Annotated in this window: 13 protein-coding genes; 8 read left to right on the top strand and 5 right to left on the bottom strand. The window is 74.4% G+C overall.

All coding sequences use genetic code 11. From position 1 onward, the window contains the following. Positions 1-73 precede the first annotated feature (73 nt). Positions 74-682, top strand: a complete 609-nt coding sequence (locus ACFT55_RS01560; protein WP_380240782.1) for a DnaJ family domain-containing protein — start codon at positions 74-76, stop codon at positions 680-682. A 7-nt stretch (positions 683-689) separates the two neighbouring features. Continuing rightward, complete coding sequence (locus ACFT55_RS01555; RefSeq protein ID WP_380240780.1) at positions 690-1,517, top strand: HAD-IIA family hydrolase; 828 nt, start codon at positions 690-692, stop codon at positions 1,515-1,517. 36 nt (positions 1,518-1,553) lie between these two features. On the opposite strand, the gene ACFT55_RS01550 is transcribed toward ACFT55_RS01555, so the two are convergent. Then, a complete protein-coding gene (locus ACFT55_RS01550) occupies positions 1,554-1,961 on the bottom strand; it encodes a RidA family protein (RefSeq protein ID WP_380240778.1) in 408 nt (135 codons plus the stop codon). Beyond that, on the bottom strand, positions 1,958-2,740 hold the full coding sequence (locus ACFT55_RS01545) for an IclR family transcriptional regulator (RefSeq protein ID WP_380240776.1): 783 nt from the start codon (positions 2,738-2,740) through the stop codon (positions 1,958-1,960). The genes ACFT55_RS01550 and ACFT55_RS01545 overlap by 4 nt, the downstream gene beginning before the upstream one ends. A gap of 168 nt (positions 2,741-2,908) precedes the next feature. On the opposite strand from ACFT55_RS01545, the gene ACFT55_RS01540 reads away from it, so the two are divergent. The 4 genes from ACFT55_RS01540 to ACFT55_RS01525 all read left to right on the top strand — a co-directional run bounded on the left by ACFT55_RS01540 (position 2,909) and on the right by ACFT55_RS01525 (position 8,539). Then, the gene (locus ACFT55_RS01540) at positions 2,909-4,240 is read left to right on the top strand and encodes an amino acid deaminase (RefSeq protein ID WP_380240773.1); all 1,332 of its coding nucleotides are present in this window, start codon (positions 2,909-2,911) and stop codon (positions 4,238-4,240) included. 7 nt (positions 4,241-4,247) lie between these two features. Further along, complete coding sequence (locus ACFT55_RS01535) at positions 4,248-5,864, top strand: amidohydrolase family protein (RefSeq protein ID WP_380240771.1); 1,617 nt, start codon at positions 4,248-4,250, stop codon at positions 5,862-5,864. A gap of 41 nt (positions 5,865-5,905) precedes the next feature. Further along, positions 5,906-7,342 carry a gluconate:H+ symporter gene (locus ACFT55_RS01530; protein WP_380240769.1) on the top strand — a complete coding sequence of 479 codons (1,437 nt, stop codon included), beginning with the start codon at positions 5,906-5,908 and terminating at the stop codon, positions 7,340-7,342. Positions 7,343-7,414: 72 nt separating this feature from the next. Continuing rightward, positions 7,415-8,539: an alpha/beta hydrolase gene (locus ACFT55_RS01525; protein ID WP_380240767.1), complete on the top strand. Its 1,125-nt coding sequence runs from the start codon at positions 7,415-7,417 to the stop codon at positions 8,537-8,539. Here ACFT55_RS01525 and ACFT55_RS01520 read toward each other — a convergent pair. Both ACFT55_RS01520 and ACFT55_RS01515 read right to left on the bottom strand, forming a co-directional pair. After that, positions 8,493-9,035, bottom strand: coding sequence for a GNAT family N-acetyltransferase (locus ACFT55_RS01520; RefSeq protein WP_380240765.1), 543 nt, complete (start codon positions 9,033-9,035; stop codon positions 8,493-8,495). The two genes, ACFT55_RS01525 and ACFT55_RS01520, sit on opposite strands and share 47 nt — an antisense overlap. 56 nt (positions 9,036-9,091) lie before the next feature. Continuing rightward, positions 9,092-9,610, bottom strand: a complete 519-nt coding sequence (locus ACFT55_RS01515) for a low molecular weight protein-tyrosine-phosphatase (RefSeq protein WP_380240762.1) — start codon at positions 9,608-9,610, stop codon at positions 9,092-9,094. Between the two features lie 91 nt (positions 9,611-9,701). Between ACFT55_RS01515 and ACFT55_RS01510 the strand changes: the two genes are divergently transcribed. Continuing rightward, the gene (locus ACFT55_RS01510) at positions 9,702-10,625 is read left to right on the top strand and encodes an SDR family oxidoreductase (RefSeq protein ID WP_380240760.1); all 924 of its coding nucleotides are present in this window, start codon (positions 9,702-9,704) and stop codon (positions 10,623-10,625) included. A gap of 311 nt (positions 10,626-10,936) precedes the next feature. Here ACFT55_RS01510 and ACFT55_RS01505 read toward each other — a convergent pair whose 3' ends face one another. Continuing rightward, complete coding sequence (locus tag ACFT55_RS01505) at positions 10,937-11,896, bottom strand: diguanylate cyclase domain-containing protein (RefSeq protein WP_380240758.1); 960 nt, start codon at positions 11,894-11,896, stop codon at positions 10,937-10,939. 193 nt (positions 11,897-12,089) lie between these two features. Here ACFT55_RS01505 and ACFT55_RS01500 point away from each other — a divergent pair, with 193 nt between their 5' ends. After that, positions 12,090-15,461, top strand: coding sequence for a DUF5979 domain-containing protein (locus tag ACFT55_RS01500; RefSeq protein WP_380240756.1), 3,372 nt, complete (start codon positions 12,090-12,092; stop codon positions 15,459-15,461). Positions 15,462-15,463: the final 2 nt, after the last annotated feature.

Genomic DNA, 15,463 nt, shown 5'->3' with positions numbered 1-15,463 from the left:
GCCATCATGCCGGGTCGCCGCCGCCACCGGGCGGAGCGCGCCTAGGCTGGAACCACCGACCGGAGGGATGCCGATGTTCCGACGCCGCCGCGACTCCCAGCACGAGCCCGGGACCGTGCCCGGGAGCGAGCAACCGAGCGACCCGGCCCGCCGAGCTGCGCAGTACCGGGTGGACCAGGAGATCGCCGCCGACACCGCCTCGGCCTCGCGCGACACGTCCGACGAGACAGGTGACGCGGAACGTGCCGAGGCATCCGAGGACGGCGCGCGCGGCCGCGCCCGGCGCCGGATGGACGACCGCGCCCTGTGGGTGGACACCGTCGTCGACCAGGCGATCCGCCGCGGAGAGTTCGACGACCTGCCGCTGGCGGGCAAGCCCATCCCGGGCCTGCGGGGCACGCACGACCCGGACTGGTGGTTGAAGAACCTCGTGGAGCGCGAGCAGATCACCGGGGTGCTGCCCGCCGGCCAGCTGCGCCGTGACGACGCGGAGCTCGACGAGACCCTCGATCGCGAACCGGAGGAGTCCCGGGTCCGCACGATCGTCGAGGAGTTCAACGCGCGCGTCGTCGACGCCCGACGCCAGCTGCTGGGCGGGCCGCCCGTCGTGACCCCCACGCGCGACGTCGAGCGCGAGGTGCAGCGGTGGCGCGAGCGCCGCCGCGCCCGCGGGATCTTCTGAGGCCACTGTGGGCGGTGCGTCCGAGGAGGTGCGGGGGACGACCGGGCACGCGGTCCTGCTCGACCTGCAGGGCACCGTCTACGAGGGCGACCGGCTCGTGCCGGGGGCGGACGACGCGGTCGCAGCGCTGCGCGACGCGGGGCACGCGGTCCGGTTCGTCACCAACACGGACTCGCAGGACTCGCCGTCGGTCGTCGCCATGCTGCGCGACATGGGCCTGGCCCTGGACGCGGCGGAGCTGTTCACGCCCGTGGACGCGGCGATCGCCGACCTGAGGCCACGGGACGCGCGGGTGCACGTGCTCGCGACGGGGGCGGTGCGCGACCAGCTCGCCGCGAGCCTCACCGTCGTCGGCGTGGACGACGGCCCGACGCACGTGCTGGTGGGCGACGTGCACGACGTGCTCGACTACCCGGCGCTGGACGGGGCGTTCCGCGCGGTGCTCGGCGGTGCGGAGCTGCTCGCGCTGCAGCAAGGGCGCTGGTTCCTGCGCGGTGGGCGTCCGGCCCTGGACACGGGGTCGGTGGTCGCCGCGATCGAGCACGGTGCGGAGGTGACCGCGCGCACGCTGGGCAAGCCGAGCACCGACTTCCTGCGGCTCGCGCTCGGCACGGTCGACCCCGCGCCCGGGCCGGCACGCACGTGGGTCGTGGGCGACGACCGCTCGTCGGACGTCGCGATGGGCCGTGCCGCCGGGGTCCGCACCGTGCTGGTGCGCACCGGCAAGTTCGCGCGGCAGGAGCACGACGGCGCCCTGCCGCGCCCGGAGCACGTGCTCGCCGACGTCACGGGGCTGCCGGCGCTGCTCGCGGGCGCGGAGGGCGCCGCGGGATAGGTGGGGGCTACCTCACTCGACGAATCACTCGACGAATCACTCGACGTAGGCGAGCGCGTCGATCTCGACGAGCATCTCCTCGCGCGGCAGCTCGACCATCACGGTGGTGCGGGACGGCAGCACGGCGTCGGGGCCGAGACGCTCGGTGAGGAACGCGCCGTAGGCGTCGTTCATCGCGGCGAAGTCGTCGCGGGTGGTGAGGTAGACGCGCAGCATGACGACGTCGGCGAGGGAGCCGCCGCCGGCGGTGACGATCGCCTCGACGTTCTGGAGCGTGCGCGTGGTCTGCGCGGCCACGTCGCCCGGGTACAGGTACTCGTTGGTGGCCGGGTCCACGGGGCCCTGGCCCGAGACCTGCAGCAGGTTGCCGACCCGCACGCCCTGGTGGAACGTGTGCGCGGGTGCCGGAGCCTGGTCGGTGGAGATCGCGGTCTTGGTGGTCATGCCGGGGTCCTTTCGGTGGAGGGGTGACGGGACGTGTCACGCCCCGCCCAGTCGGCCTCGACGGCGGCGGCGGTCGCCGTGAGGAGCGGGACGAGGTCGCGGACCCCGTCGAGGTCGAGAATCACGTCGGGCACGGAGACGGACACCGCTGCCACGATCGTGCCGGACGCGTCGCGCACGGGCGCGCCGACGCAGTTGACGAAGGGCTCGTGCTCCGCGGCGTCCTGCGCCCAGCCCTGCTCGCGCACACGCGCCAGCTCGGCACGGTAGGCGTCGGGGTCGGTGAGGGTGCGGGGCGTGAAGGCATGGAAGTCGGAGGCGGCCAGCACCTGGGCGAGCCGGCCCTCGGGCAGCTCGGAGGCGAGCACCTTGCCGACGGCGGTGGCGTGCAGGGGCGCCGGGAGCCCGAGCTCGGAGTACATGCGGACCGAGCTGGTGCTCTCGACCTTCGCCACGTACACGGGGCGCGTGCCCTCGAGCACGGCGAGGTGCACGGCCTGCCCGCCGGTGTCGCGCCCGAGGCGCTCCAGGTGGGGGAGCGCGACGTCGCGCACGCCGTGGCCCTCGAGCGCCTGGCGCCCGAGCTCGAACAGGCGCGAGCCCAGCGAGTAGCGGTGCCGGTCGTCGCGGCGCACGAAGCGCTCCTCCTCGAGCGCGCGCAGCAGGCGCAGCACGGTGGTCTTGTGCACGCCCAGCTCCTGGGCGAGGTCGTCGAGGGTGCGCGACCCGTGGCCGAGGAGGCCCACGATCTGCAGCGCCCGACCCACGCTCTGGCTCATCGCACCCTCCCTGACCTGCTGCCCGGCTCGCGCTGGGAGACCAGCGGGCACATGCTCGGACTCGTGCCGGATTGACGGCACGACCGGCGCGATGCTAGCAAGGTGCCACACCATGCGCAACAAACGTTGCGCTATGCGCAACGCAGCGGGAGCAAGGAGGGTCTGCCGATGGACCGCACCGGAGCCGACGACGCCTGTCGGATCGACCGTCAGAAGGTCGCGCGCCGCGACGGCGAGCGTGTCGACTGGCGCCACAAGGCCCTGCCGCCGACGTTCTGGGGGCTCACCGTGGCGGAGGTCCGCGAGCGCCGCCCGCGCCTGTCGGAGCTGCCCACCCCGCTGCTCACGCTCTCGCGCGCCGCCCTCGACACCAACCTGCGGGTCATGGCCGACTGGTGCGCCGCGCGCGGCCTCGACCTCGCGCCCCACGGCAAGACGACGATGGCGCCGCAGCTGTGGGCGGAGCAGATCGACGCGGGCGCGTGGGCGATCACGGTGGCGAACCCGTTCCAGCTCGGCGTCGCGCTGGAGTTCGGCGTCGGCCGGGTCATGGTCGCGAACACCGTCATCTCGCCCCTCGCGCTGCGCTGGATCGCCGACGAGCTGGCTGCCGACCGCGACCTGCGCGTCCTGGTCTGGGCGGACTCGCCGGCGACGGTCGACCTCATGCACGACGCGCTCGCGGCCCACGTCGCCGACGCCGGCTCGCGCCCGCCCGTCGACGTGCTCGTCGAGCGGGGCGGTGCCGGGGGCCGCACCGGCGCCCGCGACCTGGACACGGCGCTGGCGGTGGCGGAGCGCGTCGTCGCCTCGCCGCACCTGCGCCTCGCGGGGGTCGCCGGGTACGAGGGCGCGCTCGCGCACGACTCCGACGCGCACAGCCGGGACGTGGTGCGCGGCTACCTGGACGACATGGTCGAGGTGCACCGCCGGCTGGCGGACGCGTACGAGGTCGACGTGCCTGTGGTGTCCGCGGGCGGCAGCGCGTACTTCGACCTCGTCGACGAGGTGCTGTCCCCGCTGACCACGCAGGGGGCGCGCGTGGTGCTGCGCAGCGGCGCGTACGTCGTGCACGACGACGGCTTCTACCGGCACATCTCACCGCTCGGCGAGGAGCCTCGCACCGACGGCCCCGGGTTCCGCAGCGCCATGCACGGCTGGGTCCGGGTGACCTCGCAGCCCGAGCCGGGGCTGGCGCTCTTCGACGCCGGCAAGCGCGACCTCCCGTTCGACGAGGGCATGCCGGAGGTGCAGCTCCGCCGCCCGCGCGAGGCGGGGGAGGCGCCCACCGCGCTGCCCGGCGCCCAGGTCACCGCCTTGAACGACCAGCACGGCTTCCTCCGGTGGGAGGGCGAGGCGCCGGTGCGCATCGGCGACGAGCTGCGGCTCGGCCTGTCGCACCCGTGCACCGCGATGGACAAGTGGTCCCTCGTGCCGGTGGTCGACGACGCCGACGCGGCGGACCCGGTCGTCGTCGACCTCGTGCGCACGTGGTTCTGAGCGCGGGATGACGGCCGACCTGCTGGTCCGTGACGCGCTGGTGCTGGACGGCACCGGCGCGCCGGGCGTCGTGGCCGACGTCGCCGTGGCCGCGGGGCGGATCACCGCCGTCGACGCGGGCCGCTCCGACGCCCGCGCCGGCGGCGCGCACCGCACCGTGGACGCGGGCGGGCGCGCGCTGACGCCCGGGTTCATCGACATGCACGCCCACTCGGACGTGCAGCTCCTCGCCAACCCGGACCACACGGCGAAGGTGAGCCAGGGGGTCACGCTCGAGGTGCTGGGCCAGGACGGCCTGTCGTTCGCGCCCGTCGACGAGCGCACCCGGACGGCGGTCCGTGCCCAGATCGCGGGCTGGAACGACGACCCGCCGGACTTCGACTGGGACTGGGAGTCCGTGGCGGGCTACCTGGACCGGCTGGACCGGGGCATCGCGTGCCACGCCGCGTACCTCGTGCCCCAGGGCACGCTGCGCCACCTGGTCGTGGGTCCCGACGAGCGGCCCGCCACCGCCGCCGAGGTGGCGCGCATGGGCGAGCTGCTCGCGCAGGGGATGCGGGAGGGTGCGCTCGGGATGAGCAGCGGCCTCACCTACACGCCCGGCATGTACGCGGACGACGCCGAGCTCGCCGCGCTGCTGCGCGTCGTCGCCGCGCACGACGGCTACTACAGCCCGCACACGCGGTCGTACGGCAAGGGCGCGCTCGAGGCGTACGCGGAGATGATCGACCTGTCGCGGGCCACGGGCTGCGCCCTGCACCTCACGCACGCGACGATGAACTTCGCGCCGAACAAGGGACGCGCGGGCGAGTTCCTCGCCCTCGTCGACCGAGCCCTGGACGACGGCGTGGACGTCACGCTCGACACCTACCCGTACCTGCCGGGCTCGACGACGCTCAGCGCCGTCCTGCCGAGCTGGGCGTTCTCCGGCGGGCCTGACGCCCTGCTGGCGCGGCTCGCCGACCCGGACGACCGGGCCCGCATCCTGCACGAGGTGGAGCACGTCGGCACGGACGGCTGCCACGGCTGCGTCGCCGAGTGGGACACCATCGAGGTCAGCGGGGTGCAGAACCCGGCGCTCGAGCACCGGGTGGGACGCACCGTCGAGGCGATCGCGCGCGACGAGGGCCGGGAGCCCGGCGACGTCTTCGTGGAGCAGCTCCTCGCCGACCGGCTGGGCACGACGATCCTGCAGCACGTGGGCCACGAGGAGAACGTGCGCGCGATCATGCAGCACCGGGTGCACTGCGGAGGTTCGGACGCGATCCTCGTCGGCGGCCGCCCCCACCCGCGCGCGTGGGGCACCTTCCCGCGCTACCTCGCGCGCTACGTGCGCGAGCTCGGCGTCCTCACCCTCGAGGACTGCGTGCACCACCTCACCGGCCGCCCCGCGGCCCGCCTGAGACTGGTCGACCGCGGCCTGGTCCGCCCCGGCTACGCCGCGGACCTCGTGCTGCTCGACCCCGACACCGTCCAGGACACCGCCACGTTCGAGGACCCGCGCCAGCAGGCGACGGGCATCGACCTGGTCCTGGTCGACGGCGTCGCCGTCATCGACGACGCCGTCCGCACCGACGCCCTTCCCGGCCGCGCGCTGCGGCGCACCGGGAACGGCACCCGCTGACGTCCACACCGACGCGGACCGACAGACAGGAGACACCCCCGATGCGATCACTGCTTCAGGCAGCCGGGGACGACGACACCCTCGAGCTCATCAACCAGCCGTGGAGCAGCCACGACACGCAGGTGCTGGTGGTCACGGCCATCGGCATCGCGATAGTCGTGCTGCTCATCACGATGCTGAAGATGCACGGCTTCCTCGCCCTGACCCTCGGGTCGTTGTTCGTGGCGATCGGGTCGGGCATCCCGCTCGGCGACGTCGCCAAGGTGTTCGAGGGCGGCGTGGGCGACGTGCTCGGCAGCGTCGGCGTGCTGGTGGTGCTGGGCGCGATGCTCGGCAAGCTGCTCGCCGACTCCGGGGGCGCGGACGAGATCGTGGACAAGATCTTCCGCGGCAGCACGGGGAGCCTGCCGTGGCGCATGGCGCTCATCGCGTTCCTCATCGGCATCCCGATGTTCTTCGAGGTCGGGCTGGTGCTGCTGATCCCCGTGATCATGCTGGCCGTGCGGCGTTCCGGGCTGCCCGCGATGCTGCTGGCGATGCCGGCCCTGGCCGGCCTGTCCGTGCTGCACGGCTTCGTGCCGCCGCACCCCGGTCCGCTCGCCGCGATCGGCAACCTCGGCGCCGACGTCGGCATCACCATGGCCCTCGGCCTGCTCATCGCCGTGCCCACCGTGATCATCGCCGGCCCCGTGTGGGGGCGGTTTGCCGCGAAGCTGGTGCCGATCGGCGCCCAGGGCGGCGGCGGCGGCATCGTCGCGGAGGACACCCGCGGCACTGACGGCACCGACGAGCCGGGCACCGTGAAGACGCGCAACCCCACGTTCGTGCTCACCCTCGTGACCATCCTCAGCCCGGTGATCCTCATGCTGGTGCGCGCCGGCGTCGAGGTCTGGGCCAGCCCCGACTCGTGGTTCTACCCGTTCGTGTCGTTCATCGGTGAGCCCCTGGTGGCGCTGCTCATCGCCGTCCTGCTCGCGATGATCACGTTCGGCACGAGCGTCGGCTTCTCCCTCGGCACCCTGAGCTCCAAGATGACGGAGAGCCTCAAGCCCATCGCGAGCGCCACGATGATCGTCGGTGCCGGCGGCGGCTTCAAGGCCGTGCTGGTCGAGGGCGGCACCGGCATCGCGATCGGCAAGGCGGCGGTGGCGATGAGCCTGTCCCTGCTCCTCCTGGGCTGGCTGATCGCCGTGCTGGTGCGCATCGCCACCGGCTCGGCGACCGTCGCCATCGTGACGGCGTCCGGCATCGTCGCGCCCCTGGCCACGGGCCTGACCCCGACCCACCTCGCGCTCGTCGTGCTCGCCATCGGCGCGGGGTCGCTCATCCTGTCCCACGTCAACGACGCCGGGTTCTGGCTGGTCAAGGAGTACTTCGGCATGACGGTCGGCCAGACCCTCAAGACGTGGACGGTGATGGAGACGATCATCGCCGTGCTGGGCCTGCTGTTCACCTGGCTGCTCTGGCTGGTCGTCTAGGGCCCGCCCTGATCCACGGTGCCAGGGCGGCGTCGGGTCGCGCGGGCGCGCCACGTTCTCTACCTTCGGGACGTGGGGGTGGACGGGACGAGCGCCGTGTGGACGCCCGACGTGCTGCCCGGTTTCGAGCAGACGACGCTGGACCTCGAGGAGGACTTCGAGGGCCCGGTCGTCGCGACCCTGGTGCGCCGGGCGCCCGAGCCCGGTGACCCCGGCGGCGTGCCGGACGCGGGCGTGGACGTGCTGTACGTGCACGGCTGGACCGACTACTTCTTCCAGACCCACCTCGCCGCGTTCTGGGAGCGGCAGGGCGCCCGGTTCTACGCCCTCGACCTGCGCAAGTACGGCCGCAGCCTGCGCGACCACCAGACGCCCGGCTTCATCACGGCGCTCGCGACGTACGACGAGGACATCGAGGCCGCGCTCGCCGTCCTCGGCCACGGCCCGGAGCCGTCGTCCGACCGTCGCCTGGTGCTCATAGGGCACTCCACGGGCGGGCTGGTGCTCAGCCTGTGGGTGGCGCACAAGCCCGGCCGGGCGGAGGCGCTGGTGCTGAACAGCCCGTGGCTCGAGTTCCAGACCCGCAGCGTGGGCCGGTGGGTGCTGGAGCCGGGGCTGCGCGCGCGGGCCGCCCTCGCGCCGCGCAGCCACCTGGTGAACGTCGACCTGGGGTACTACGTGCGCAGCGTGTCGAGCCGGTTCGACGGGGCGTGGGACATCGACCCGCTGTGGCGTCCCGACAAGGGCTGGCGCACCACGCCGGCATGGCTGGCCGCGATCTTCCAGGGGCAGGACCGGGTGTCGCGGGGGCTCGGGATCGACGTCCCGGTGCTGGTGCTGCTCTCGGCACGTTCGACGGCGCCCTTGCGGTGGAGCCCCGAGATGCTGCGGACCGACTCGGTGCTGGAGGTCGGCGGCGTGGCGCTGCGGGTCCCCGCGCTCGGCAGCCTCGTCACGCTGGTGCGGCTCGACGGCGCCGTGCACGACGTGACCCTGTCCGCGCCGGACGTGCGCGAGGTGGTCTGGCGCGAGACCGCCCGCTGGTTCGCGGCCTACGTCGGGCCGCGTCCGACGCCTCCCGCGCCCGAACGCTCCGGGGCGGGGGCGTGGTGGCAGCGCACGTTCCGCCGTCGCGCCGACCGGCGGCGTGTCACACCGCCCGCACCATCTCCAGCTCCTCGCCCTGCTCGAGGGTGAACCGCACGCCCGACGGCGCGAAGCCGAGCTTGCGGTAGGCGGCCTGCGCGCGGGGGTTGTCCACGTGCACGCACAGCCGGACGCGCTCGACGCCCTGCCCGCGCGCCCACTCCTGGACGCCGTCGAACAGCCGCCCCAGCACGCCCGCACCCCGGGCCTCCGGCCGCACGAACACGCCCACGAGGTGCACCTGGCGCTGCTCGACCGGGCCGCCGAGCACGTCCGTCGCGCCCGGCTCCTCGATGAGGCCCGTGGTCGCGCCCACCCAGCGCCCGTCCGCGTCGACGGCGACGAACGCGCACACGGCGTCGCTGGTCGCGGCCGTGGTCGCGCGCTGCTGCCAGAACTCGTCCGGCCGGGCCTCGGCCACGTCGTGCGTCTCGAGGAACGCCACCGGGGCCGCGGGGTCCCGCAGCGCCGCGAGTCGCAGCTCCCGGGTCTCGCGCCACTCCTCGGCGCGGGCGCGGCGGACGGTGAGGGAGGGGGTCGTCGTCATGCGGCGATCCTTCCACCCCGGAGACCGGGAGACGGGCCCGGGGGTACGGGCCGCCGTCAGCTGGCCTGCTCGCGGGCGGTGAGCCGGTCGCGCACGTGCGCGACGACGCCGTCGGCGGCGGCCTCGATCTCGGCCAGGCAGTCCTCGAACCCGGCCTCGTCGCCGTACCAGGGGTCGTCGACGTCGAGAGGCTGCTCGTCGCCGCCCGGCTCGACGACCGGCGCGTCCGGGTCGAACGACCGGTACATGCGGATCTCGGCGAGGCCGTCGGCAGGCGCCCCGGCGGCGAGGCGGCGCAGCCGTCGCGCGTGCTGGGCGGTCATCGGGAGCAGCAGGTCGCTGGAGGCGAGGTCGTCGACGGTGACCTGGCGCGCGCGGTGCCCGTCGCCGCCGGGGTAGCCGTGGGCCTCCAGCGTGCGGCGCGCGCGCCGGTCCACCGGGCGGCCGTGCTCCTCGTCGCTCACCCCGGAGGAGCTCACCTCGACCTGGTCGCCGAGCCCGGCGGCGTCGAGCCGGTCGCGCAGCACGATCTCGGCCATCGGGCTCCGGCAGATGTTGCCGGTGCAGACGGTCATGACACGGAACGGGATCACACTCACCGCGCCATTCTCGCCCGGCCGACCCGCTCGACGGGCCCTACCGCCACGGTCGTGCCTACCGTGGGGCATGGCGAGATGGGCGGCGGACGGGCTGGTCGCCGTGACGGGGGCCAGTGGCCGCCTCGGGTCGCGGCTCGCGTTCCGGCTGGCCGCGGAGGGTGCGCGGCAGCGGCTGGTGGTGCGCGACCGGGCACGGGCGCCCCGACTGAGCGACGGCCGTCCGTTGCCCGTCACCGAGGTCGCGGTGGCGGACGGATATCACGACGCCGCGGCGATGCGGGCGGCCTTCGAGGGAGCGCGCACCGTCTTCCTGGTGAGCGCGCGGGAGGCCCCCGACCGCGTCGCGCAGCACACGGCGATGATCGACGCGGCGGCGGAGGTCGGCGTCGAGCGGCTCGTGTACACGTCGTTCGCGGGCGCCGCCCGGGACGCGGTCTTCACGTTCGCGCGCGACCACTGGTACACCGAGCAGCACCTGGCGGGCGTCGCGGCACGCACCGGGCTGCGGTGGACGGTACTGCGCGACAACCTCTACCTGCACGCGCTGAGCACGTTCGTGGGCCGCGACGGCGTGATCCGCGGCCCGGCGGGCGACGGCCGCGTCGCCGCGGTGTCGCACGACGACGTCGCGGACGTCGCGACCGCCGTCATCCTCGACGAGCGGCCTGCCCGCCACGACGGTGCCGTCTACGAGGTCACCGGGCCGCAGGCCCTGACGCTCGACGAGGTCGCGACGACGCTCGGCCGCGCCGCCGGCCGGGCCATCACCTACGACCCGGAGACCGTGGAGGAGGCGTACGCCTCCCGCGCCGGCTACGGCGCCGAGCCGTTCGAGGTCGAGGGGTGGGTCACGTCCTACACGGCGATCGCCGCGGGCGAGCTGGCGCACGTCTCCGACGACGTCTCCCGCCTGGTGGGCCGGCCCGCGCGCTCCCTCGCGCAGTGGCTGGACGACTACCCCGGCGAGTGGGCTCACCTGCGACGCGCCTGAGACCTCCCCGGCCGTCGTCGTTCACCCTGAGGAAAACCCTTGGCCTCGCCCGGGGGTGCGGCGTACCGTCGTCGGCACATGAGAAAGGAGGTGATCGAAGCAGTGAAGACTCTTCGGACCCATGAGGTGGTCGCGCGCTAGTCGCGTGCGCCCTTGAGCGTTTCGCGCTGTCCCCCTGACGACCGGTCGTCAGGCAGGACGGCGCACGGGACGGGTAGCGAGTTCCTCGCGACCACCGGAGCCCGCGGGTGCCGTGCCCTCGTCCAGCACGGCAGGAGGTTCGACCTCCAGCCCGCGGGCTTTTCCCTGCCTCAGACCAGGACGGCCGCGCGCCGCTCCCGCAGGAGGCGCCGCTCCGCCTGGGCGACGAGCTCGTCCGCGTCCGCCGCACCGGCCACCGACCAGGCGGCGGCCGAGTGCAGCGCGGGCCACACGACGGCGTCCCACCCTCCCGGCGGGTCGGCGAGCTGCGCCAGCACGTGCCGCCGCAACGCCTCGGCGGACGCCGCGGCACGGAGGTCGTCCATCGCCGGCAGGGTCGCGAGCACGGCGAACCCGTCGCCGTCCACGCGGCCGGCCTCGCACCCGGCGGGCATCGCCGCTCGCAGCCGTGCCGCCAGCTCGACGAGCAGCGCGTCGCCGTCGTCCTGCCCTCGCTCGGCGTTGAGCCCGCCGAGCCCGCGCACGTCGAGGAGCACGAGCACGACGCGGGTCGCGCCGCCGCGCACGAGCTCGCAGCGCCGGGAGAGTGCGTACCAGGTGGCGGCTCGCCCGGGCAGGCGGGTGAGCGGGTCGTGCGTGGATCGGTCGGCCAGCTCGGCGACGACGGCGCGCATGACGTCGGCCGTGCTCGCGGCGCCCCACGCCGTCGGGCCGGGCACCAGGACGTCGTCGTAGCGCCGCACGGCCGTCCGGGACATCGCCAGCCCGGCGACGTCCGCGACCGGCGTCCCCGGCCCGACGACGAGGGGGGACCAGTCCGCCACCGCCCCCGTGGGCCGGCGCTCCAGGACCGCCCGGCCGTACCCGAGACGCCCGGTGAGCGCCGCCGTCAGCCCGGCGCGCGTGACGATCCCCGTGCGGGTCGTGTCGGCGTCGTCCTGCACCGCGACGGAGCCCACCTCGGGCCGCCGGAACATCACCTCGAGCTCCCCGACCGGCAACGTGGAGCCGACCACGAGCACCGGCCGCGCCAGGTCCGCGATCGCCCCGGCGCGCGTGGCTCCGCGTGGGGCGACGTGGCGCGCCAGGCGGGCGATCTCATCATGCACAGCGGAAGTATGGTCGCGCTCGCGGCCCTCGTCAGGGGGTCGCGGGTGATGTTCGCCGAGCGTTCGCCCGTCGTTCAGCCGCCGGTGCGACACCCCTCCCGAACGTGGGAGCGCGACCACCGCGCGGCCCGGGCCGCGCGTCCCTAGAGTGTCGCGAGGCGGACAGGACGGCGCTCACCGGGGGTAGCGGTACATGCACAGATCGAGCTCGACCAGCGGACGCAGGACGACGAGCGGACTGCTGGCCGCGGCACTCGCGCTCGGCGGGCTGGTGGGTCTCGGCGCCCAGGCCGCGACGGCGCCGCCGGCGGCCGCGGCCGCCGAGGGCGACGTCAACCCGTTCTCGTCCGCCGGCGGGTTCACCGTCTACGCGCAGCGCGACGCGCGGGTGGGCAACCAGGAGCTGGAGGGGTCGCTCGCGGCAGGGCGGGACCTCACCGTGACGCAGGCGGCCCAGTGGGCGGTCATCCACGTCGCCGCCGGGACGGCGGACTACACGATCCCCACCGTGGACGGCGACCCGACGCGCCTCCTCGTCGGACGCTACGACCCGGACACCTCGGAGAACGTCGGCCAGGTGAACATCACCAGCCGTGGTGCGACCACCCCCGAGAACGTCGGGGCGCTGAAGATGGCGGACCGCGACCTCGGTCCGTTCGGCACCGAGGCACGCGGCGAGGGCTGGGTGCGGGTGGCCCTGCCCGGGTCGAGCCCGCCGCTGATCGACGCGACGGCGCAGTCCTACCCGGCCGACGCCCAGCCGCCCACGGGCGACAACACGTCGATCTTCACCGAGCAGACGGGCGACACCCAGGACGTCGTCGCCGGCTACGTGCAGGCGGCGCAGGACGCGACCCTGGCGGACACCGCGCAGTGCCTCGCGACCGTCACCGCGCCGGACGGCCAGGAGGCGAACCACCTGACCGTCGCGGAGGACGACGGCGAGCGCAAGGTGCTCTCCCCGCTCTCCGCCGACCGGCCCAACGTGGTCGCCTACGAGGACGTCGCGGGCGCCGACCTGCTGCAGTTCTCCCCGGGCAGCCCCGTGCCCGGCCAGCAGAACCCACTGATCATCCGGGTCCCTGCCGGCACCACCGACGTCCACGGCCTGCGGATCGACCCGCAGGGCCAGTACTCGCCGTACATCCTGTGGGACCTGTCCGCCGTGACCGGGGACGTGACCGTGGGCCACACGGGAGAACGGATCGACGGATCGATCTACGCGCCGTTCGCCGACGTCACCGTGGACGCCGCCCCGCTCGACGGCCAGGTGATCGGTCGTGACGTCACCCTGCTGGGCGGGGAGGTGCACTCGTTCCTGTTCGCGGGCACCGTCCCGTGCGGGGCGCCGAGCGGCACGTTCGAGGTCTCCAAGGCGCTGGAGGGTGTCACGGCGGGCGACCTGCCCGACGGCACCACGTTCCCCGTCGACTGGACCGCGACCTCTCCGGGCGGCGAGGTCCTCGGCTCCGGGACCCTCGTGCTTCCCGCCGACGGCACCGCGGTGCGGCCCCAGGACGTGGACGGCACCCTGAGCACCTTCCCCGTGGGCACGGTCGTCACGTTCGACGAGCAGCAGCCCGGGGACGTCCCCGGCTGGGAGTGGACGGGGGCGGCGGTGTCGCCGTCCTCGCTCACCGTCACGGCCGACGGCGACGGTGTCGTCTCCGCGACGCTCACGAACACGGCGGAGCGTACGACCGGCACGTTCGAGATCACCAAGACGGTCACGACGGGCACGGACGACGCGGTGCCGGTGCCGGAGGGCACCACGGTCACGGTCGGGTGGTCCGCCACCGACCCGGACGGCAGCACCAGCAGCGGCACGATCGACCTCGTCGCCGGCGCCGACGGGACGTTCGCCCCCACCGGTCCCGTCGACGACGCGGGCGACCCGGTGTCGTTCCCCGTCGGCACGGAGGTGCGGCTGAGCGAGACGAACCGCGGCGACCCGCCGGACGGCTTCTTCTGGGGTGGGGTGTCGCTGAGCCCGGGGCAGAGCATCGTCATCGACCGGGACGACCAGGTGGTGGGCGTCGACCTCACGAACCTCGTGAGCGACACCGAGGCCGAGACCGCGTTCAGCATGGTGAAGGTGCTCGACGTGGACGGTCCGGTGGACCCCGACCTCCAGTTCTCGGTCCTGTACACCTTCGACCCGCCGGGTGGTACACGCCAGGCGCGCCAGCGCGAGATCGCGGTCGGTGACCCGGTGACCGTCACGTCGCTGCTGGACGGGGACCCGATCCCTGCGGGGTCGACGGTGTGGGTGCGCGAGGCGCCGCCGACCTTCGACGACGGCATCGAGTGGGAGACACCGGTCCTGTCCGTGGACGGGACACCGCTCACCGACCCGGACGAGGACGGCTTCTACCCGCTCGAGCTCGTCGACGGGGAAACGGTCGCGCTCGAGGTGACGAACGTCGGGCACGTCCCCACAGGCACGTTCGCGCTCGCCAAGACGCTCGACGGGCCTGCCGCGGAGGACGTCCCGACCGGCCTGGAGTTCACGGTCGGCTGGACCGCGACCTACGTCGACGGCACGACCACCAGCGGCTCCACCACGCTCGCCCCGGACGGCCGGCCCGTCGCCCCCACGGACGCCGAGGGCGACCCGCTCGACTTCCCGGTCGGCACCACGGTGACGTTCGACGAGGCGGACCTGCCCGACGTGCCCGGCTGGGACTGGGGCACGCCGACGATCTCGCCGGCCGAGATCACGGTGGGCGACGGCGGGACGACGCGGGTGACGGTCACCAACGAGGCGACGGTGGAGCACGGCACCTTCGAGGTGAGCAAGGACCTGCTCGGCGCCGACCGCGGCGACGTGGAGGCGGACGCCTTCGACGTCGCCTGGACGGCGACGCTGCCCGACGGCAGCAGCGTGGACGGCGTCCTCCGGGCGCCGACCGACGGCAGCCCCGCCGGACCGGACCGCGACTTCCCGGTCGGCACCACCGTGCACGTCACGGAGCGTCCGCCCTCCGACGCCGTCCTCCCGGACGGCTGGACGTGGGCGGTCGCGACGTGGTCGCCCGGCAGCAGCATCACCGTCGACGAGGGGACGGGTACCGCGCAGCTCGCCGTGACCAACACCGCGGTCCCGACCACGACGCTGCGGGTGGAGAAGGTCGTCACCGGCGCGGACGTGCCGGACGGCACCCGGTTCCCGGTCGAGTACCGCGTGGACGACGGGCCCGTGCAGCGGGGCGACCTGGTGCTCGGCGACCCGTTCGTCGCCGACGACGTCCCCCTCGGCACCACCGTGACGCTCCGCGAGGCCGACCCGCCGGGCGTGGACGGGGTCGCGTGGCGCGCGGAGGGCTGGCAGATCGACGGGCAGCCGCTCGAGCCCGACGACGACGGCTGGGTGGTGATCCACGCGGACGACGAGCGGCTCAACACCGTCACGCTGACGAACACGGCCGCGCCGGTCGTCACGACCCCCGACCAGCCCGAGCTGCCGGAGACCGGCTTCGGGGGCGGACCGCTCTCCCTGCTCGCCGCCGGGCTGGTGCTCCTGGGCGTCGTCGTCCGCCGGCTGGCCGCCGTCGTCCGCGCCTGACG

This window comes from Isoptericola sp. NPDC057191, from assembly GCF_042670225.1.
Classification (GTDB): Bacteria; Actinomycetota; Actinomycetes; order Actinomycetales; family Cellulomonadaceae; genus Isoptericola.
Note: the sequence above shows the minus strand (reverse complement) of the source record. Positions and strands in the feature narration are given on the sequence as shown.